The 19,277-nt window shown below is 48.2% G+C and carries 17 protein-coding genes; 8 read left to right on the forward strand and 9 right to left on the reverse strand.

The annotated features are described in order from the left end of the window. Positions 1 to 88 precede the first annotated feature (88 nt). Both AAGC78_RS01155 and AAGC78_RS01160 read right to left on the reverse strand, forming a co-directional pair. On the reverse strand, positions 89 to 1,807 hold the full coding sequence (locus AAGC78_RS01155; protein ID WP_435782189.1) for a protein kinase domain-containing protein: 1,719 nt from the start codon (positions 1,805 to 1,807) through the stop codon (positions 89 to 91). A gap of 82 nt (positions 1,808 to 1,889) precedes the next feature. Continuing rightward, entirely contained in the window at positions 1,890 to 3,368 is a 1,479-nt protein-coding gene (locus tag AAGC78_RS01160; RefSeq protein WP_435782190.1) for an MFS transporter, read from the reverse strand. 555 nt (positions 3,369 to 3,923) lie between these two features. Here AAGC78_RS01160 and AAGC78_RS01165 point away from each other — a divergent pair. The 4 genes from AAGC78_RS01165 (at position 3,924) to AAGC78_RS01180 (ending at position 7,417) form a co-directional block, all read left to right on the forward strand. Beyond that, positions 3,924 to 5,390 (forward strand): MFS transporter, encoded by a 1,467-nt coding sequence (locus tag AAGC78_RS01165; RefSeq protein WP_435782191.1) that lies wholly within the window; start codon positions 3,924 to 3,926, stop codon positions 5,388 to 5,390. A 153-nt stretch (positions 5,391 to 5,543) separates the two neighbouring features. After that, positions 5,544 to 6,041, forward strand: coding sequence for a hypothetical protein (locus AAGC78_RS01170; RefSeq protein WP_435782192.1), 498 nt, complete (start codon positions 5,544 to 5,546; stop codon positions 6,039 to 6,041). A 3-nt stretch (positions 6,042 to 6,044) separates the two neighbouring features. Next, a complete protein-coding gene (locus AAGC78_RS01175; RefSeq protein ID WP_435782193.1) occupies positions 6,045 to 6,389 on the forward strand; it encodes a hypothetical protein in 345 nt (114 codons plus the stop codon). A 134-nt stretch (positions 6,390 to 6,523) separates the two neighbouring features. Next, entirely contained in the window at positions 6,524 to 7,417 is an 894-nt protein-coding gene (locus AAGC78_RS01180) for an SMP-30/gluconolactonase/LRE family protein (protein WP_435782194.1), read from the forward strand. 56 nt (positions 7,418 to 7,473) lie between these two features. Here the strand turns inward: AAGC78_RS01180 and AAGC78_RS01185 are convergent, their stop codons facing one another. The 4 genes from AAGC78_RS01185 to AAGC78_RS01200 form a co-directional block, all read right to left on the reverse strand. Beyond that, the gene (locus AAGC78_RS01185) at positions 7,474 to 7,920 is read right to left on the reverse strand and encodes a PA2169 family four-helix-bundle protein (RefSeq protein ID WP_435782195.1); all 447 of its coding nucleotides are present in this window, start codon (positions 7,918 to 7,920) and stop codon (positions 7,474 to 7,476) included. A 378-nt stretch (positions 7,921 to 8,298) separates the two neighbouring features. Further along, positions 8,299 to 8,775: a CC0125/CC1285 family lipoprotein gene (locus AAGC78_RS01190; RefSeq protein ID WP_435782196.1), complete on the reverse strand. Its 477-nt coding sequence runs from the start codon at positions 8,773 to 8,775 to the stop codon at positions 8,299 to 8,301. Between the two features lie 56 nt (positions 8,776 to 8,831). Next, positions 8,832 to 9,593 (reverse strand): anti-sigma factor family protein, encoded by a 762-nt coding sequence (locus AAGC78_RS01195; RefSeq protein WP_435782197.1) that lies wholly within the window; start codon positions 9,591 to 9,593, stop codon positions 8,832 to 8,834. Positions 9,594 to 9,603: 10 nt separating this feature from the next. After that, entirely contained in the window at positions 9,604 to 10,107 is a 504-nt protein-coding gene (locus AAGC78_RS01200) for an RNA polymerase sigma factor (protein ID WP_435782198.1), read from the reverse strand. Positions 10,108 to 10,297: 190 nt separating this feature from the next. Between AAGC78_RS01200 and AAGC78_RS01205 the strand changes: the two genes are divergently transcribed. Continuing rightward, positions 10,298 to 11,788 carry a S8 family serine peptidase gene (locus AAGC78_RS01205; RefSeq protein WP_435782199.1) on the forward strand — a complete coding sequence of 497 codons (1,491 nt, stop codon included), beginning with the start codon at positions 10,298 to 10,300 and terminating at the stop codon, positions 11,786 to 11,788. Here AAGC78_RS01205 and AAGC78_RS01210 read toward each other — a convergent pair. From AAGC78_RS01210 to AAGC78_RS01220, 3 genes are all read right to left on the reverse strand, one after another. After that, positions 11,743 to 12,648: a hypothetical protein gene (locus tag AAGC78_RS01210; protein WP_435782200.1), complete on the reverse strand. Its 906-nt coding sequence runs from the start codon at positions 12,646 to 12,648 to the stop codon at positions 11,743 to 11,745. The two genes, AAGC78_RS01205 and AAGC78_RS01210, sit on opposite strands and share 46 nt — an antisense overlap. A 99-nt stretch (positions 12,649 to 12,747) precedes the next feature. Continuing rightward, a complete protein-coding gene (locus AAGC78_RS01215) occupies positions 12,748 to 13,434 on the reverse strand; it encodes a hypothetical protein (RefSeq protein WP_435782201.1) in 687 nt (228 codons plus the stop codon). A 164-nt stretch (positions 13,435 to 13,598) separates the two neighbouring features. Continuing rightward, complete coding sequence (locus AAGC78_RS01220; RefSeq protein ID WP_435782202.1) at positions 13,599 to 15,023, reverse strand: glycoside hydrolase family 19 protein; 1,425 nt, start codon at positions 15,021 to 15,023, stop codon at positions 13,599 to 13,601. A 713-nt stretch (positions 15,024 to 15,736) separates the two neighbouring features. On the opposite strand from AAGC78_RS01220, the gene AAGC78_RS01225 reads away from it, so the two are divergent. The 3 genes from AAGC78_RS01225 to AAGC78_RS01235 are packed head-to-tail and all read left to right on the forward strand — an operon-like array spanning position 15,737 to position 19,276. Next, entirely contained in the window at positions 15,737 to 17,020 is a 1,284-nt protein-coding gene (locus tag AAGC78_RS01225; protein ID WP_435782203.1) for an amino acid deaminase, read from the forward strand. A gap of 9 nt (positions 17,021 to 17,029) precedes the next feature. Beyond that, positions 17,030 to 18,385, forward strand: a complete 1,356-nt coding sequence (locus AAGC78_RS01230) for a GntP family permease (RefSeq protein WP_435782204.1) — start codon at positions 17,030 to 17,032, stop codon at positions 18,383 to 18,385. 18 nt (positions 18,386 to 18,403) lie between these two features. Further along, on the forward strand, positions 18,404 to 19,276 hold the full coding sequence (locus tag AAGC78_RS01235) for a MurR/RpiR family transcriptional regulator (RefSeq protein WP_435782205.1): 873 nt from the start codon (positions 18,404 to 18,406) through the stop codon (positions 19,274 to 19,276). The last annotated feature ends 1 nt before the right edge of the window (position 19,277 follow it).

Consider the following 19,277-nt stretch of genomic DNA (forward strand, 5'->3'; position numbering starts at 1 on the left):
GCATTAAAAGTGTTCGTTATTTGCACAGAGACTAACAGAAAAGTAGGTCAGCGGGGACTACCCAAATCACAACCCGCACACCGACGGGCTAGTGACGCCAAAAAAATGCGATGGCGGCCGCAATCCATCCGCTCGCGGCGAGCAGTTTCCAGATTTTGTCGGGATAGCGTTCCAGTAGTGGTTGCGCGCGCGGTGTGAGCCATGCGGGGTTGGGGCGTTTCAGATCTTGCAGCCATTCCGAGAGTGCATCGTAGCGGCTGTTGGGATAAATGCTCAGGGCTTTTTCCAGTGCTTTGTCGAGCCAGTAGGGCACTAGCGGATTGTGTTTCATGGCGGAGATGTAAGTTAGCCGCTGGAAGCTTTTTAAATCCATGGCTTTGCTGTAATTGCTACCGTAAGGCTGTTTGCCGGTGAGCATTTCATAGAGCAGCACTGCAAGCGAGAACTGATCGGACGCGGCACTGATTTTGCCGTTGTAGCGATATTCCGGCGCAGAGTAATCGAGCGTGCCCAGAATGCGGTCGCGCTCCAGGGGCGAGCTAATTTCCTGTACACCAGCTACCCAGCAGGAGCCGAAGTCGACAATCATCGGGCCTTTGGTGCTGATCACAATGTTGTCGGGTTTTAAATCCTGATGCAGGGTTTCTTTGCGATGAAACGCGCGTATGCCGCGAATTAAACCTTCGGTTAATTCCACTGCGTCGAGTATCGATAAAATACCGCGCTCTTTTAATAGTTGGGTGAGTGTCGGGCCGGGAATATATTCGGTGAGATAATACAAACAAGAGCGCGATTCGGCGGCGGGAATAATGCGTACCACACCGGCGCTTTGGATGCGCGCGCCTATCCAGGCTTCCATTACAAAACGCTCGATGTAAGCTTTATCGTCCTGATAAATTTCCGACGGGGTTTTCATCACCAGCAAATTATTTTTTTCGTCCTCAACCAAATAAACCTGGCTTCTGGTCGACTCATGCATAATTTTTTTGATGCGCAAACCATCGATGCTTTGCCCCGGCGACAAAATGGGCGGGAAAGGCAGGCGCGATAAAACCTGCACCGCATCATCTTGTCCGGCAGTGCCAAGATGGTCTATGCGCACAACTTGAATGCTGAGATTGTCTTCGCTGTTATAGTGCAGTGCGAGTGGTAGCGCTTTATCGACCAGCGTTTCAAGATTGTCGCGCTCACCAAGAATAAATTGTTTAAATTCCGCAGCGGGAATCTGCTCGTGTATGCCGTCGCTGGACAAAATAAAAATATCGCCGCGCTGCAGTTCCAGACTGTGCATATCCACTTCAAGGTAAGGATCTGCGCCCATCGCACGGCTTAAATGGGTAGTGTGTTTATCAATACGCTGGGTGTGGTCACGGGTGAGTAACTCGAGATTGTTATCGCGCAAGCGGTATACGCGCGTGTCGCCTACGTGAAAAATAAATCCGGTATCGCCTTTTAAAATCAGCGCCGAAAAAGTAGTGAGATAACCTTCACCGTAAATCGAATTTTGGCTGCGTCCCCACAAACTGGAATTCAAGCTTTGAATCACGCGCATGGCGGATTGTTGGGTGCGCCAGGTATCAGGCGTTGCGTAATAGTCGCTGAGGAATCCGGCGATAGCTGTTTGGCTGGCTTCGCGCGCTGCTTTGCTGCTGCTCACCCCATCGGCAATCGCGATGGCAATGCCTTTGGTGGTAAGCAGATTGCCCTCGGGGATGCGGGCACCAACGGTGTCCTGATTTTCCGGTTTGCGGCCGGCCTCGCTTTTTTGTGCGAAGCTGATGTGCAGTGCTGATTGCAAATGATCCATAGCGTTTCTTTATTCTTAAAAAAAGAAATTGCCGACAGCATAACTGTCGGCAATCGGGTTGTCGTGGTTAGACTAGCGAAAATTAACTTACTTCAATTTTATGCAGCGAACCATCTTCATTGACCTCGACTACATGGCCTTGAGGTTCTTTCAGGAATTGCACAAACACCAGACCGATAGTCGCAGTAATTGCCAGCATCCAGAAGAAGGCGTGTATATCGATAAAGGTATTCATGGTTAAAAAGAAGAGCGCGCCCACATTGCCGTAGGCACCGGCGAGGCCTGCGATTTGCCCGGTCATGCGACGTTTAATTAAAGGCACTACCGCAAACACGGCGCCGCATCCTGCTTGCACAAACAGCGAGCAAGCAAACACTGCACCGAAGGCGAGATACAGCGGCCAGCTGGCATTGATTTGTGACAGCAACATATATCCGCAGGCAACACCGGCGAGAATAATGCTCATGCTGAAGCGACGGCCAAATTTATCACTTACCCAACCGCCGCCAGGGCGAGCCACCAAATTCATAAAGGCGAACGAACCGCCGAGCATCGCCGCTTGGGTTACGCTCAGGCCTTCAAAGGTTGTCATAAAAAATGCGGGCAATACCGAGACAACGGCAATTTCGGAACCGAAAGTAGCGAGGTAGGCCCAGCTTAAGATAGCGACTTGTTTGAACTCGTATTTGTCATGCTCGGCTACGCTGCCTTTTTTCAGCATTTCTTTATTCACGCGCAAAATTTGCGAAAACTGGAATATAAAGAGGCCAAGTAAAACCACATACAAAACATAAGTCGTTGCAGTACTTAATAAACCGAGATTCGCCGGTGACATCTTCCACGCAAGCACTGCGAGGATTAAATACATAGGCACATTCATAATCACGTAGAACCAGAAGTCTTTTTTGTTGCTGACTTCCAATCCACCCGATTTTTTAGGTTTGAAATAAGTAGAGCCTTTAGGTGTATTGCGCACGGTGAGATAAAAAGCCACCCCGTAAATCATTGCGATAATTGCCGCGGTACCCATCGCGTAACGCCAGCCATCCACACCGCCAAAAACATGGATTGCCAAAAAGGGTAAAGTAAAACCGGCAGCCGCAGCGCCGAAGTTACCCCAGCCACCGTAAATGCCTTCGGCCAAACCAACTTGACGTGCGGGAAACCATTCACTGACCAAGCGAATACCAATTACAAAACCGGCGCCGACAAAACCGAGCAAGAAGCGGAAGAGCGCGAGTTGTTCAAATGATTGTGCCGAGGCAAATGCAATCAACAACACGCCGGAAAAAATCAGCAGGCCGGAATAAATCGCGCGCGGTCCAAATTTATCAACCAAACTGCCCACCACAATTCGCGCTGGAATTGTCAGCGCAACGTTCAGTGTTAATAACGCCGCCCATTGTTGCGGTGTCATCGCAAAGGATGCGGTGATCAGTGGTTTAAGTGGCGGCAAGCTAAACCACATAACAAAGGTGAGAAAAAATGCGAACCAGGTGAAGTGCAAGGTGGCAACGGATTTGTTGGAAAAGTCCAACAGGTGTAAGCGATGTGTGCTCATGGCAGTTATCCGGCAAAAAATTATTTGGGCTAACACGGAGGAGTGACAAGCAGGTTTTTGCAACGGCTATGCCAACACATAAATGGTGCGCCGAAACTGCTGGATTTATCGCCATGGACACATATTTGTGCAAATTTATGGATTTTGAGTGCGCCAAATAAAAGCCCATTTGTGTTTTGTTGAATCCGAATGGTGCATTTATTTTGTGCACTAGGGGATTTTGGATATTTATCGGGTGATTTCGACGAGTTGTCTCTCGGAGTGGGTAATTTGCAATGTGATGGGGCAGGCTTCTGGTTGGATTTCTCATTTATTCGGCTAAGGATCTTATTTTTACTGGGGTTTTGCATTTTGCTTGTCCAAATAAGGGCAATTTAAAATTGTCGTTTTGCTCCTTTTTGGGAATATATGATGGTGCACGATGTTCTGTTTTTGTGCGTTTATGTCATTTTATTGGACTTGTTTTAGTCTGGTGCAGATTTTTACAGGGCTTGGGTTTGGTTTGGCGTAGTTATTGCTGAAGGCGCCCCATGGTTTATCGTGGAGGTGTTGGTGGTGAATAAAAATAGTGCAAATCCGGGTTTGTTTTCCTTTGTCGGCAAAACAAAAATATTGCATCTAACCTGGATGGCTTTTTTTGTTACGTTTCTGGTTTGGTTTAATCACGCTCCGTTGTTGTTGGCTATTCAGGCCACTTTTGGTTTGAGTGAGCAGCAGGTTAAAACCTTGTTGATTCTCAATGTGGCCTTGACCATTCCTGCACGCATTGTTGTCGGTATGTTGGTGGATTCATTCGGTCCGCGCAAAATTTACTCCATCCTGTTAGTCATTACCGGTTTCCTCTGTTTGTTTTTTTCCCTCGCCACCAGTTTTGAAATGCTGGCGCTTGCACGCTTCCTGTTAGGTTTTGTTGGTGCCGGGTTTGTGGTTGGCATTCGCATGATTAGTGAATGGTTTCCTGCTCGCCAAATGGGATTGGCCGAGGGCGTGTATAAAGGCTTGGGCAATATAGGTTCAGCGGCTGCTGCGATCAGCTTGCCGACAATAGCCCTGCTTATCGGCGGCGATGATGGTTGGCGTTATGCGACCGGTTTGACAGGGTTAATCGCGTTTGTGTATGCCGTTATTTATTATTGTTCAGTAACAGATACACCAGCTGGATCAACTTATTTCAAACCGAATAAATCTGGTGGCCTTGAAGTTACCAGCAAAAAAGATTTTGTTTTGTATCTGCTGGTCAATATTCCAATGTATGGTGCATTGGCGTTGCTTGCCTGGAAGGTCAATAGTCTTGGGTTAATATCCGCTGCTACTTTTTATAGTATTGCCAGTATTTTGCTGGTGATCTTCATTTTGCAGTGCCGCAAAATTTATAGCCTTAATGTGCACATTTTTTCCAAACCCGTCGATAAACTCCAGCAATATAAATTTAAACAAGTGGCAATCCTGAGTATCGCCTACGCGGTGACTTTTGGTTCGGAATTGGCCGTGGTTTCCATGTTGCCTATGTTTTTCCAAAGTACCTTTGCGGTTCCTGTTGCGCTTGCTGGGGTATTCGGTGCTTGTTTTGCGGCGGTGGATATTGCGTCTTGCCCGTCAGGTGGTTGGATTAGCGATAAATTTGGCCGCAAAAAATCACTGGTCATTTTATTGATCGGTGCGGCGATTGGTTTCCTGGCAATGTCGACCATTACCAGTGATTGGCCGATTGCATTTGCAGTCGCTGCGATGATGTGTAGTTCGTTCTTTTTAGGCTCGGCGGCGGGTTGCGTGTTTGCGGTGGTCCCTTTGATTCGCCGCAGTTTAACCGGACAAATTGCCGGCATTGTGGGTGCCTACGGCAACATAGGTGCAGTGGTTTTTCTCACGGTGTTTTCCTTTGTCAGCACACCGGTATTTTTCCTTACCATTGCTGGCTGTATTGCACTCGCGGCAATGGCCGCACTGCTGTTGGATGAACCCAAAAGCAGCATGTTTGAAATGTTGCCCGATGGCAGCGTACAGATGGTAGAAATGCACTGAAAAAAATCCTAAGTATTCAAGTCCGGAAGCCGCTGTAATTTTTTGCGGTGTTGCCCCGTATCAGTAAAAACCAGGCGCATGTAAATCCAATTGCGCTCAGGATTATTCTTGGCTATAAGGTTCAGCAGGTTGAACTTCCCAAGGAGATGCGCCATGAAGCGCCTGGTTGGTATTCTTATCCCCCTCACGTTGCTGTTGTCGGCCTGCGCTGCCCGGCTCGCCCCCAGTTATGATAAAGCGATTGCCGATGGTCTGGTTGCCAGTAGCCAGCAATTGATGACCCATTTTGCCGCTACCTCCGCGGGCACGACTGCTAGCAGTTTTGCGCAGCGCGATGCAACTTACAGTAGCCTTATTGGCAATCTTGATGCGCTCGCCTTGCAAGCCAAATCCCGCCCTTCGCCCAAAGTGAGTGTCAGCGATAAGGTGAATAAATACTTGGCCGAGCGGGGGATTAATCTTTCTGATACCGGTGAGGTGCCGAGCGCGGCGGCGCTGGAGCAAATTTCCATCACCCTGACCAAAATGCGCGATGTCGATAAAAAGCAGGGCGTCACCGCATTTGAGGTGGCGGCGTTTAAAGGGCAGGTGGTTATTTATCTCGATCAGGCACTCACTTACGAAAACTTTCTGGAACGCGAGGGGCTTTAAGTCATGGGTGTACCTATAGATATTTCAGGATTAGTCGATCAACTGCGTGCTGCTGCATCGGATGTAGCCAAAAAAGATATTTCAGTGTTAAAAGGCTTTTCCGAGCGGCAGATAAAAGCGATTGCCCAGCAGGCACAATTAGTGGCAATGGGCATTGCGAGTGGCCAGATCACGGAAGAAACCCAGGAATTTTTTCTGGATAGCTTGAAAACCATGGCGCAAAGTTTTGCTAATACATTGCAAGGATTGGCAAAAGTCACTATCGAAAAAGTGTGGAATGCGATGGTTGGTGTATTATGGGGCGCGATAGGTACCGCGACAGGAATAGATATACCCGCGCTTGCCTGATTAATATTATTGAAATTCAAGACTACATAATCGCGCGTTAGTCGCGATAACAATAAGGCTATAGCCACAAGACTACTACAGTGCTTTTGAGTTTTTTCTACACAGTTTCCAACAATAAGTACCACGAGGTTTTAATGAGAGACTTAAACACTGGCGCAATGACTTTCGCGTTGCTCGCATTTATTGGCGCAGCACAAGCTGTAGCACAAACCACTGATTATGTTACTGACAATGTTTTCACCCAAGGTATCGAAGGACCAGCGGTAGATGCGCAGGGCAATTTGTATGCGGTGAGTTTTGGGCAAGATGGCACTATTGGCATTATCGATAAAAAAGACAATGCGCAACTGTTTGTGAAATTACCAGAGGGTAGTACTGGCAATGGTATCCGTTTTGATCGCAAAGGCCTCATGTACGTTGCCGACTACTCCGGTCACAATGTATTGAAGATCGACCCGAAAACCAAAGCGATTTCTGTGCATGCGCACAGCGATAAAATGAATCAGCCCAATGATATTGCTATCGCAAAATCCGGAATTATTTATGCCAGTGATCCAAATTGGAAAGAAAGCACTGGCAATCTGTGGAAAGTTGCAACCGATGGTACTGTCACTTTGTTGGAAGCAAATATGGGCACCACCAACGGTGTAGAAGTGAGCACCGATGAAAAACATTTGTATGTAAACGAAAGTGTGCAGCGCAAAGTGTGGAAATACGATATCGATAAAAAAACCGGCGATGTGAAAAACAAGCGACTGTTAATTCAATTCCCCGATCATGGCCTTGATGGCATGCGTTGCGATGCCGAAGGTAATTTATATATTGCGCGCTACGCAGCGGGTGAAGTGGCGGTAGTATCGCCGCATGGTACTGTGATTGAGCGGATTAAATTGAAAGGCCAAAAACCAACCAATGTTGCATTTGGCGGTGCAGATGGAAAAACAGTATACGTGACTCTGCAAGAGCGCGGTGCAATTGAAACCTTTACTACCAGCCGCGCCGGACGCGAATGGTTGTTGCAGCAGTAAATAAATTTAGTCACGCAAATAAAAAAGCCTCCAATTGGAGGCTTTTTTATTTTCACTTACGCAACATTTCGTTTCAGGCTGCGCATGCGGTTGTGGCATTGTTGCAAGGTGGCATAGATAAAATTCAATGCACTGGTTGCATCAACGGAAGATGCTTCATCGAGCGCTTTTTTGATGAACTCAAGCGTTCTGTCTTCAAGTTCTTCCAGTTGCACAATATAGGTTTGTGATTTGCTGGCTTTGCTCGATTTGATCGAGGCAAGTACGTCAGCGTAAGTTTTTCTCACTGTACCTACAAAGGTATGGCCAGTTTCAATTTCACCTTCACGTGAATAAACGAAAGGTTGCAAACGAGCCAGCGCACCTTGGCGTACATCAATCATATCTTGCAATACGGATTCGTAGCCTGAGCCGCGCAGTTCATTTTTGGCATCGGTATAAAACTCAACGCCGTCGTTTAATACTTTAATTAAATCTCTGATTGCTGAAGTTTCGTTAGACATGATAATTCTCCTAACATAAATTAAAGTGCATGGTTTATGTTTCACATTAGTTTTAATGTTCAAGGGAGTAATTGCAGTAAGTGTGCCAGCACAGGAATAATGCAGTTAAAAGTAATTTTTAAATGAATGCGGTGCCATGTTCGGTTTTTATCAGGTAGTTTTTACAACCAAAAATTGCAAATGGCATATAGGAAACTATTTTTTGTGTGTGCTGATTCACTTTGGTGGTTTTATATTGGATTATAAAAATTGTTTTAACCGCTTCAGGTTATAAAGATATTTTTATTTTTTCCTGGGAATAAATTTTGGTGCGTGAAATAGCTGCGCTTCTATAAATAACGATGGCGCGATTTAAACATTGTTGGCGGTAGGCCGAACTTATTTTATATGTTGGCTTTCCCACATTTCACGCGCGTCATAACTCTCTTTTTCCGGGCGTACACCGCGCCCCATTCGAATTTCAACCATTGCGGTGGTTTCTGTGGCAGGAATGTCGATTGTCTGTTCAGGAAGTTGTGTGCTGGTCTTACAGCCTAATAAACCGCAGTTGCGTGTCACTATTGGTCTGCTCGACGAACCGAAATCATCCGGCTCATTCAGGGTTTGGAATTTACGTTGCTCCACCACAAACCAATCGTAACCCCGTACGAGCGTTAATTCGGCAGCACGCAAGAGTGCATATTTTTGTGCAATATTGCGCGCGCTGCCGTTTATTTTAAATTGCACGCGGTAGTGGTTATCCGCCAGTGCTATTTCTTTGTAACCTGCATTGCTGCCTTTGGCTGGGCCATAAATGGAATGGGTTGCGCATCCGCTTATAGCAACCACCAAAAAGAGCAGCGCAATCGTCTTCATAATAAACCTATTGTGCGAGAGTATATTGGTGTTAATGCTAAGTTAACTCTAGAAAATTAATTTTTTTCCCAGCCTTGATCAATAATGTTGGTTTCTGCCTGCGCATCAAATGCTTCGCCGTGCATCATGCTATCCAATACCTGGTCGAGTATCGATGCACCGTTGCTTGCGGTTTGGTAATCAAACTGTTGTTGCGCATCCTGAATATTCACCGTGACTTTGGATTCCCATTTACCGTTGATACGGCAGGCAATACCTTCAGCACTATTGGATGTTTCACTCACGCGATATTGACGGCAGTAATTCCCCTGTTTGTCGACGAAGGTTAAGCGCGGTTTGATACTTTTGCCTTCTGCGAGCATCTGCTCGGTTCCACTGGCAGTGGTATCGAGAGCGGCGGCAATTGCGCTCCAATTATCGGTGGAGGAATCTGTTTGGGTGGGCAGCAAATGAATAAAACCATAACCCATCACCAAGACGAGACAGGCTGCTACTGCTGCGTGTAATTGCAGGCCACGCGGCATTTTTTTCCACCAGGGAAAATCAACAACATTGTTTGCGCGTGATTGATGTCGTTGTGAATTGGATTGTTCCTGCGCTTGAGTTACTGCCGACAGTAATTGCACTGTTGCTTCTGGCAGCGGTTGCGCATCTATCGCGGAATAGTGTTGTGCAATTTGTTCATCGACCATCGCTAACTCGGCAAGGCGATTGGCAAGGGTTTCATCTTCGCTAATTTTTTGGCGAATAAATTCCATTTCATTTTCAGGCAATTCTGCATCGAGGAAGGCCGATAATTGTTCGTCAGTGATTGTCATGGTGTTGTCCTCACGCGCCCGGTTTTGCGGGCGCTGTGACTGAAGATGGATTTAAAAAACCAGCGAGGGCAACGCGTGCACGTGCCAAGCGGCTCATTACTGTTCCAGCTGGAATACCCAGGGTTTCAGCAACTTCTTTGTAGGACATTCCCTGTAGTGCAACCAATGCCATTATCGAGCGCTGGTCATCAGGCAATTTGTCCATAGCAGCATCCACTTGTCGCAAGGTAATCTCGTCGTAAATTGCCTGGGAGCCATCGATTGCGGGTTCCTCTGTCTCCTCAAGGGAATACACATTGCGCTGGCGAACTTTGCGCGCGCGATATTCATCAATCCAAATATTACGGCACACACGGAATGCCCATTTGGCTAATTCCACATCCTCTGGAACCCCGCGGTTCAATAGGCGCTCCAAGGTGTTTTGCAATAGATCATCGGCATCGTGTGCTGTGCCCGTTAACGAGTAAGCAAAGCGTCGCAAGGCGGGCGCTAGCAGGGTTAATTCGTCTCTCATAATAACAATGTCATTGTGGGGATCTCATTTTTGCCAGTATGGGTTATTTTCCGAAAGCTGACAGTCATATTGAGTAAACGGTTGCGCACGAATTTTATTCCCGGATAAATGGAATTTTTATGCCGCCAAAACGTTTTCCCTGAAGTCAGGCGCTATTTTGTGTTACATCTATCGTATTAAGGGGAATTTTATGAAACCAGTTTACGTTAGTTATGCATTGCTAGTGTGCTTTTGCGCACCTGTTTATGCACAGGTGCTGGATTCCCATGTTCTGGATACTACGCTGCGCAATACCGATGCAATCGCCGATGAGGTTGCCAGAGATGTTATTAGCCGCGAGTTGATTGACCGCGACCTTATCAATACTGATCTGATCACGCGCGATTTACTGGATACGGAGGTCGTCAACACGCAGCTGGATAGCACCTTGCGTGCGGTTGATGATGTTGCGGGCAAAGTGCAGGGCAAGCTTGAGCCTGTGCTTGATCCACTGACAAAGCCGGTGAACGATTTACTTGGGTCAGCACCATTGGATGCAATCGCCAATTCACTCCCGGTACTGACGCGCAATGGCGAGACAGCTTTTGTGGATGTGCAAGTAGAAGATGGTTGGCGTGCGGTCGCCCATGAATGGTTGATCATGCTTGATAAAACCGAGCTGGCAGTTTTGCAACCGCTGCATGCTGATATTGTCGAGCAAACGAATTTTGATGGTTTGGATTTGGTGCTGGTGCGATTCCGCGTTCCTGCAGTGTTGGATTCACGCGGTGCATTAAAACAAAAATTACCTGCACACCTGCATGAGCAACTTGACCGCAACCACATTTATGCTGCGCAAGCGAATGCAACTTCTGCTTCAGCAAATAATACGGAAGATTTTTCACCGGTATGCGATGCGCCGGTGAAAATCGGCATGATAGATACGGCAATTAATAAGGATCACTCTGCATTTGCGCAGAGCAAAATTATCACGCGCGATTTTTTGGGCGAACAGTTTGATGCACCGCTTGCACACGGCACTGCGATTGCGGGATTACTAGTTGGCAAGGGGGAATCATTGCGAGCGCTATTGCCTAAGGCAACGCTTTATTCTGCATCGGTTTTTTATGCGCGCAACCAATATGCGCAGGGCGCTACCATGATGGATTTGGTGCGCGCATTAAATTGGTTGGCAGAAGAAAATGTCAGCACCATCAATATGAGCCTTGCCGGGCCAGACAATCAGATTTTACGCGCGGTTGTTAATAAAGTATTGCAACAAGGTATTGCGATAGTGGCGGCAGCTGGTAATGAAGGGCCTGCAGCGCCACCGATGTACCCTGCTGCTTATACGGATGTTATTGCGGTGACGGCTGTTGATCGCGAGCATAAAATTTATCGCTGGGCGAATCGCGGTGATCATATTGATTTCGCCGCTCTGGGTGTTTCAGTTACTACAGCGCGCAGCGATGGCGGTTTCGGGCGGCAGACGGGTACATCTATCGCAGCACCCGTAGTTTCCGCATTTGTCGCTTGTGAATTGGCGAAGCAAAAAATAACTTCCGCCGAATTGCCTTCGGTATTAGCAAAAAAAGCGCGTGATCTCGGCGATGCGGGGCGCGATCCCGTATTTGGTTTTGGATTTTTAGGTGCGGCTCAAAATGTCACGGCAAAATTAACCGACGCCAAAGTTTCGGAATAATCCGCTACCGCTAAATTTGATTCGTAGTTTCCTTTTTCGATTTTGCTGGTGGCGGTTATTTTGGGAGTCAAACTCACTTCCCACTCAAGAGTGGCAACGCGATGATTATCGCTGCGTTTAGTTTCCAGTTCAGGCGTTATGCTGGAGTAATCGCGGTCGTGCAAACGTATGCCCAATTGCACTTTGTTGGGTTTTCCCCAAACCGAAAATTTATGGTTAATACTGCCGCGCAAACTGAGTGCATCGTAATTGAATTGCGCTTGCTGGGCATCTTCCTCTTCACTGGTAATTCCCGCTGCAATAAATGTGGTTCCCTGATTGAAAAAAACAAATACATCGCCCGCCAAACCGGTGTTGTGTGCATTGCGGCCTGCATTGCCGGGGAAGTCTTTATCTTGGTAATTGGCGGCGGCACGCAGGAATATACGGTTGTCGATTAATCGTGAAGCATAAATGCTGGTCTGTTGTAGCTGCAAAAAATCGTGGCTGGCTAAATCAGCATCTGCTTTATGGTAACTGGCGCCGAGCGTGACTACACGCAGGTCATAACTGGTATCGACGAACAGCTGTTGAATTGCCAAATCAAAATTGTCGTTGTCCTGATAGTGTTTACTCAGATAGTAATAACCACCTTTAATATTGAGCTGGTCATTCGCTTGCCAGCGCCCATTAAAACGCGCATTTAATATTGCGGCCCAATCGCTCTCGGTTGAATATTGATCCAGTTCGATAACACCGAGATTGGAATCATATTCTGTTCCCGCTTCAAGTTTAATGCTGCCTTCCGGTGCTGCAGCAAAAAGCGGATGAGCAAAACTGATGGCCCCGATCAATACTGGTAAATAGATATTTTTTTTCATGATGTATGCTCCACCTGAAATTTCCTGCCATTAACGGCAGGAAATGTTTTTTACTTATGTGAGCGCCGCAAATAATTGCGGTGCTTTGGTAACGGTTATTTAAATACCTAATCCCAAACTATTGTTCAGTGCGGTAGTTACCGTGCTTTCTACTGTCGATTCGACAGTATCCGCAATGGTGGCCTGGATGCTGTTGTTAATGGTGTTATTAATAGTCCCGTCGATGACATTGCTGACAGTACCCTGCACATTTTGTTGTACGTCAGTTGCAATCAATGAGTTCACTTGATTAGTTACTGCGCCGTTGATCGTTGAGTTGGCACTCGCCACAGTATTTTCTACCTGTGTATTCAGACTGCCCGCAACATTGGTTGATGCAGTCAGTGTCTGATTTAATCCATTGGTAATATCCGTTCTTGCTTGATCTCCGCTATTGGCGAGCGGATTAGTGGTTCCATTTACCAGTTCAGTTGCTTTTTGCGTTTGCAGTGAACCGCTGCCTGCAACAGAAACTGCACTGGATAAATTATTGGATGTTGTTGTGGTATTTTCTGTATTGCTGGTGTTCGGATTTGTTTCATCTGCCGCAGCTTGTTGTGGTTGCAGCAATCCGGACAGCGCCACTGATCCTGATGGTGAAGTGGTTTGCGCATTAACTGATGCTTGCGAATTTGCATCAGCTGATACGCTGTAGGAAATATCACTTGCCCAGCTCATTGAAGAAGTCAGTGCGCACAGACTGATAAATAATAGTTTGTGTTTCAGTTGAACAGTCTTGGTTTTCATAGGGAATGCCTCGTTGATTTAGTTAACTTACAAACTGTTAACGGGCGAGGCGCAGGATTTATTCCCGACCAAATGAAAAAATTTAAAAAATAAAAAAGCCGCATCAAATAATTGATGCGGCTTTTTTTATCGCTTGCTCTCTAGATGCTTTCGTTATCCGTTTATTAGCAGCCTTGGTTGCCTGCACCTGCACTGGTGCCAAGGATATTCAGGAAGCGTTGATACTCGTTGATCCGGCTTTGCACTTGCGCAGGGTTGCCACCGTTGCATTCGATTGAGCCGTTAATGGTGCGAATGGTTTCGCCGAAGCCGAAGTTACCGACCATTGAATCGTGTGCAGGGCGATAGCCCGCTCCGGCTTGGGTCATCCAGAACCAGAGTGCGGTTTGCCATGCGACTGTAGCGTTTTGTGAAACCAGATCGGGATTAGCACGCAGATCCAAACCTAAAGCAGCACCCGCTGCACAGTAGTTACCGTTCCAGCTGAGTTGGATTGGGCCGCGACCGTAGTAGCGCTTGCCGGGTGCGCAAGGGCAGGTGTTTGGATTGTTATCCCAATCGCCACAGTATTCGCCCTGGGCGATTTCGTTGATGTATACCAAGCCGCCGGTTTCATGGGAGAAGTTGGCGAGTGCAGCAGCAGCTTCACGTTTTTTCGCGGCCAAATCGCCAGTGCCAGCAAACGCAGGGTAGGTTCTGGATGCGGCGACCAAACCGGCGTAGGTATAGAAGCTATTGCGGCCGGGGAACATCTGATTGAATTGCGATTCGCTAACTACCGCGGCGAAGCCCGTGTTGGTGTTCGAGATCGGACGCACAATGATGGATGAGGTGCGGTCATTGAAATTGCTCAGGCAGCTGTTATCGCCAGAGACGACTACCGATGCGCCGCTGTAATCCCAGTTGTCGAACAACACGGCTTCATAACCCGCGGCGACTTTGACCGAGGAGATGGTGTCGTTGCGCACGCCCATTGAGGTCATTACGTTGCCATCGAATGAACCGGTATTGAAGCCCCGGAACCAGCCGCCGTAATTGCAGTGTTCATACACGGTCAGCAAACCGGTGGTGTTGCTGTTGCCGCCGTTGGATACCACTTCGATCCAGTTGAAATTCCAGCCACTGCTCTTGGCGAAAACGCCGAGGTTGTAGGTGCCCGCGTTGATATTCACGGTGCGCGATACAGTCGTCCAATTCTGGTAGCCGCCAGTCGCAGGGATATTGAAATCCCCCAGGATAATGCTGCCGCCATTAAGGTCGACCGCTGCAGTTGCGCCTGATGGGCTGGCGACGCGCATGCGGATGGTGTAGCTGCCGGAGGTCGGAATCGAAAGTCCGCCATATACCAGCCACTCATTGGGTTCGATCCAGCCCACATTAAAACCGCCGCCCGAATCGGTTGTTGCTTCTATATCTACGTTGTCGTTGCGAAAGGCTCCGCCGCTGTTGCCGGCAGTGGTATCAAAGAAGTTGGTGTAATTCTCAGCTTGGTAGACAACGGCATGGCTGGGGCTGGCCAATGCGGCCAGCAGCAGGCAGCCGGGAATTCCCAGCCGGAGTTTTTGTAAACCGGTTAATAGATTGAGCATCGTTATTATCCTCAGGGTTGATGGCAAAGTTCCCGGACTCGTGCTGGCGAGGGGTTGGATAAAGTCCGGCTGTGTTTCATGGGGGTATCGGGCGGGGCGATAGCCGTTTGCAACGGTCATTATTATCAGAAGGTGATTCGTCCCCGGCGGTGCAAAAACCTGTTGCAGTGGGTGCAGCAGGATGCAGTTTTTGCTCGCTGGCTAGATCATCAAATAATCGCTGCACGATAGCCAGTCCCAGTTTGGGTTTGCGGTTAACTGCAACTTTTCGGGCAAGGTGCGACTTTTTCTTTCTTTTCTGGCAGGTGAAGGGGAGAAAAAAATCGAACCTGCTGTGCGTTTTTTAAGCGGTAACAATTGGGTCAAGGCTGCGTCATAAAAAAGTGCGGTCACTGTATTTTGACGACAAGTTGAGGCGCTTTCACAACCGCTAGTGCAGAAGTGGGTGCTCCAGAATAAAGCAGCTTATTTGTTATCCAGGTTCGACTTTTCTTTATGGTGGTTAAGGCTTATACAAAAAGTGCGGGTTTACTATCAAATGTGACCGGTTACGCACATTTGTGGCGCATTAAATTTTATTTTGGGGCGCGAAAAACTTTCACAATTGGCGGGTTAAATATCCTGTTTTTGTAAATTATTTTCTTTGCAGTTCATTTTTTTGGTGATAGCCTATAAAAAATGATCGTTTTTTCTGCTTTCGATGAGAAAAAAGCATGTATAAAGAAAATAATTTACAAAAAATGCTAACCGAGAGAGTGCTTGGCCCAACCGGTAAAGGTTTGGGTGATGTGAGTTCCCAGCTGCCAATCACTGATACTGCCCAATTAGGGTGGAACCTCTTGCAGGAGGACGTCAGTTTGCCTGTTGCGGTGCTTAGTCATAGCCGTGTGCAGCACAATCTCGAGTGGATGAGATCCTTTATTAGTACGTACGGGCTGAAACTCGCACCTCATGGTAAAACCACCATGAGTCCGGCGCTCTTTCACCAGCAATTGGCTCATGGCGCTTGGGGCATCACCCTCGCGACTGCGCCACAAGTTCAGGCCGCTTACCGTTTTGGTGTGCGCCGCGTGATCATGGCGAACCAGTTGGTTGGTCGCGCCAACATGGCGATCATCTCCCGCTTGCTGCAAAACCCCGAGTTCGACTTTTTTGTCATCGTTGACTCGGCGGCTAACGTAGAGCAGTTAGGTCAATTCTTCAGCCAGACCGGTCAGCGCTTGAAGCTGCTGCTGGAATTGGGTGTTGATGGCGGCCGTACCGGCGTGCGCAACGAACAAGACCGCGCGGCAGTGTTGGATGCAATCGCTGCCTACCCCCAATCGCTCGCTTTGGCGGGTGTTGAGGTTTACGAAGGGGTGCTGAAAGACGAAGTCTCGATCCGCGAATTCCTCCGTCGCGCTGTACGCGAGCTGATGACACTGGAAGCCAATAACCTGTTGACCAGCGATACCGTGATCCTCACCGGTGCGGGTTCCGCCTGGTTTGATCTGGTTGCCGAAGAGTGGACGAAGTTAGATATAGGTCGCCCACTGGATATCGTCCTGCGCCCCGGCTGCTACCTGACCCATGATGTGGGTATCTACAAGGCCTCAGAGGCGCGTATACACGCCAATAACCCCGTTGCGCGCTCAATGCAGGCCAGTTTGCTGCCTGCGCTGCAATTGTGGGCCTATGTGCTCTCCATCCCCGAACCCGGCCTTGCAATTCTCGGCTTGGGTAAGCGCGATGCTGCGTTTGATGCTGGCCTGCCCATCCCTGCAAAACACTACCGCCCTGGCAGCGAAGCACCTGTCGCTGCACCTGCCGATTGGCAGCTCACGGCGATGATGGATCAGCACGCGTTTATGAAGGTGTCGGCCGATGCAGACCTGCAAGTGGGCGATATGCTCGCGCTGGATATTTCCCACCCCTGCCTGACGTTCGATAAGTGGCGGCAGCTGTTGGTGATCGACGATAACTACACGGTGATCAATGCCGTGGAAACGTTTTTCTAAGGGGCGGTGATGGAACAGATGCTCAGCCCCGGCCATTGGCTTCTTGTGTACGCCGCCATCAGCATTATCGCGCTGGTGTTGTTGATTGCCCGCTATCGCCTCAACCCGTTTATCACGCTCACGCTGGTGTCGCTCGGCTTGGGTTTGATGGCCGGTATTCCCGCCAAAGATGTGGTGTTCGTTTACGAAGCTGGCGTTGGTAAAACGCTTGGCCATATTGCGTTAGTTGTTGCGCTCGGCACCATGCTCGGAAAGATGATGGCCGAGTCCGGTGGTGCTGAACAAATCGCACGCACTATGATTCGCTGGTTCGGTGAAAAAAATGTGCACTGGGCAATGGTGTTTATCGCGTTCCTTGTTGGCTTCCCGATTTTTTTCGAAGTTGGTTTCGTTTTATTAATTCCGATTGCATTCAACGTTGCGCGTCGCACCGGCACCTCCATGTTGTTAGTTGGCTTGCCGATGGTGGCGGGTTTATCCGTGGTGCACGGTTTGGTTCCCCCGCATCCGGCGGCGATGATTGCGGTCGGTGAATATCAAGCCAACGTTGGCCGCACTATTTCTTACGCGCTCTTGGTGGGAATTCCCACTGCTATTATCGCGGGGCCCATTTTTGCAAAATGGATTGCACCGCGTATTCAACTGCCGCCAGTGAATCCACTTGAAGAACAATTTATCAATGCGGATACTGAGCGCCAGTTGCCGGGTTTTGGTATTACGCTTGCGACAATTTTATTGCCGGTATTTTTAATGTTGTTAGGCGGCTGGGCAAATTTAATTGCTGCACCGGGAACTGCATTGAATGATTTTTTATTATTCATCGGCAACTCCGTTGTTGCGCTGTTGATTGCAACTCTGGTGAGTTTTTACACGCTCGGTATCGCACGCGGATTTAATCGCGACAGCATTTTGAAATTCAGTCACGACTGTCTCGCCCCAACTGCCGGTATTACTTTATTGGTTGGTGCCGGTGGTGGTTTGAATCGTATTTTGGTGGAGGCGGGCATCGCAAAAGAAATCGTTGCTTTTTCATCGGATATGGCATTAACCCCGTTGATGATGGGTTGGTTGGTTGCTGCATTAATGCGTATCGCAACCGGTTCTGCCACTGTAGCAATGAGCACTGCTGCCGGTATTGTTGCGCCGATTGCACTGGCTGCAGGTTATCCGCATCCGGAATTGTTGGTTATTGCAACCGGCGCCGGTTCGCTGATTTTGTCGCACGTGAATGACGGTGGTTTCTGGTTGATCAAAGAATATTTCAATATGACGGTTACCCAGACGTTAAAAACTTGGACAGTATTGGAAACCATTATCTCTGTCGTTGCGCTCGGTTTTGTTTCGCTGATCGCCGCATTTATCTAATTGGATTTTTGAAACGCTATGACGGCTTTGTTCGATATTGTGTATCACATTCGTGCCAGTCGGGATCGACTGTCAGCGACTGAGCAAAAAGTGGCGGATGCCATTTTGGAAGATATTGCATTTGCATCGGCGGCGAGCATTGACCAGCTTGCAATAAAAGCGGCAGTGAGCATCGCGACTATTTCGCGTTTCGCCAAAGCAGTTGGTTGTGAAGATATTCGCGATCTGAAATTAAAGCTGGCACAAGCAAGTGCAGTCGGTACGCGCTTTTTGGCTGAAGTTCCCGCGGTAGAAGAGAGTGCTTTTTATGCACAAATTTGCAGTGATGTTGAATCTACTTTGCGCGCAAACCTCGCGCGCTTTGTTGAAGAAGATTTTCGCACGGCCGCTGGATTATTAAATTCCGCGCGCCTGATTTACGTCGGTGGTATGGGTGGCGGTTCCACCATGCTGGCGGAAGAGGTGCAGTTTCGTATTGCCCGCTTGGGTAAAGCAGTAACTGCTTATCACGATCCGGTGCTGTTGCGTATGTTTGCAGCAACGCTGACCGAAAAAGATGTATTGGTGTTGTTATCCGTAACTGGCGTAACTCCGGAGATGTTGGAAGTTGCTGATATTGCGCGTGAATACGGAGCGAAAATTATTGTGTTTACATCGAGCAATTCACCACTGGCCAGTAAAGCCAATATTGTGTTGCCGGTAGTTACTGAAGAAACTGATTTTATTTACAAGCCATCGGCATCGCGTTACGGCATGTTGTTGGCAATCGATATTCTTGCCACTGAATTGGCGCTTGCGCGTAAAACGGAAAGCAAAGAATTGCTGCGTCGGGTGAAGTTTGCATTGGATGAATATCGCGGCGGCGACAATCGTCTGCCATTGGGCGATTAAA

Origin of the sequence: Cellvibrio sp., from assembly GCF_039207905.1 — a bacterium.
In the GTDB taxonomy this organism is placed as follows: Bacteria; Pseudomonadota; Gammaproteobacteria; order Pseudomonadales; family Cellvibrionaceae; genus Cellvibrio.

Excerpts from the sequence above, each read along its gene's own strand:
- AAGC78_RS01225 (WP_435782203.1), top strand. The coding sequence starts at position 15,737 with ATGTATAAAGAAAATAATTTACAAAAAATGCTAACCGAGAGAGTGCTT.
- AAGC78_RS01155 (WP_435782189.1), bottom strand. The coding sequence starts at position 1,807 with ATGGATCATTTGCAATCAGCACTGCACATCAGCTTCGCACAAAAAAGC.
- AAGC78_RS01230 (WP_435782204.1), top strand. The coding sequence starts at position 17,030 with ATGGAACAGATGCTCAGCCCCGGCCATTGGCTTCTTGTGTACGCCGCC.
- AAGC78_RS01160 (WP_435782190.1), bottom strand. The coding sequence starts at position 3,368 with ATGAGCACACATCGCTTACACCTGTTGGACTTTTCCAACAAATCCGTT.
- AAGC78_RS01220 (WP_435782202.1), bottom strand. The coding sequence starts at position 15,023 with ATGCTCAATCTATTAACCGGTTTACAAAAACTCCGGCTGGGAATTCCC.
- AAGC78_RS01205 (WP_435782199.1), top strand. The coding sequence starts at position 10,298 with ATGAAACCAGTTTACGTTAGTTATGCATTGCTAGTGTGCTTTTGCGCA.
- AAGC78_RS01200 (WP_435782198.1), bottom strand. The coding sequence starts at position 10,107 with ATGAGAGACGAATTAACCCTGCTAGCGCCCGCCTTGCGACGCTTTGCT.
- AAGC78_RS01235 (WP_435782205.1), top strand. The coding sequence starts at position 18,404 with ATGACGGCTTTGTTCGATATTGTGTATCACATTCGTGCCAGTCGGGAT.
- AAGC78_RS01175 (WP_435782193.1), top strand. The coding sequence starts at position 6,045 with ATGGGTGTACCTATAGATATTTCAGGATTAGTCGATCAACTGCGTGCT.
- AAGC78_RS01180 (WP_435782194.1), top strand. The coding sequence starts at position 6,524 with ATGAGAGACTTAAACACTGGCGCAATGACTTTCGCGTTGCTCGCATTT.
- AAGC78_RS01195 (WP_435782197.1), bottom strand. The coding sequence starts at position 9,593 with ATGACAATCACTGACGAACAATTATCGGCCTTCCTCGATGCAGAATTG.
- AAGC78_RS01185 (WP_435782195.1), bottom strand. The coding sequence starts at position 7,920 with ATGTCTAACGAAACTTCAGCAATCAGAGATTTAATTAAAGTATTAAAC.
- AAGC78_RS01210 (WP_435782200.1), bottom strand. The coding sequence starts at position 12,648 with ATGAAAAAAAATATCTATTTACCAGTATTGATCGGGGCCATCAGTTTT.
- AAGC78_RS01190 (WP_435782196.1), bottom strand. The coding sequence starts at position 8,775 with ATGAAGACGATTGCGCTGCTCTTTTTGGTGGTTGCTATAAGCGGATGC.
- AAGC78_RS01170 (WP_435782192.1), top strand. The coding sequence starts at position 5,544 with ATGAAGCGCCTGGTTGGTATTCTTATCCCCCTCACGTTGCTGTTGTCG.
- AAGC78_RS01215 (WP_435782201.1), bottom strand. The coding sequence starts at position 13,434 with ATGAAAACCAAGACTGTTCAACTGAAACACAAACTATTATTTATCAGT.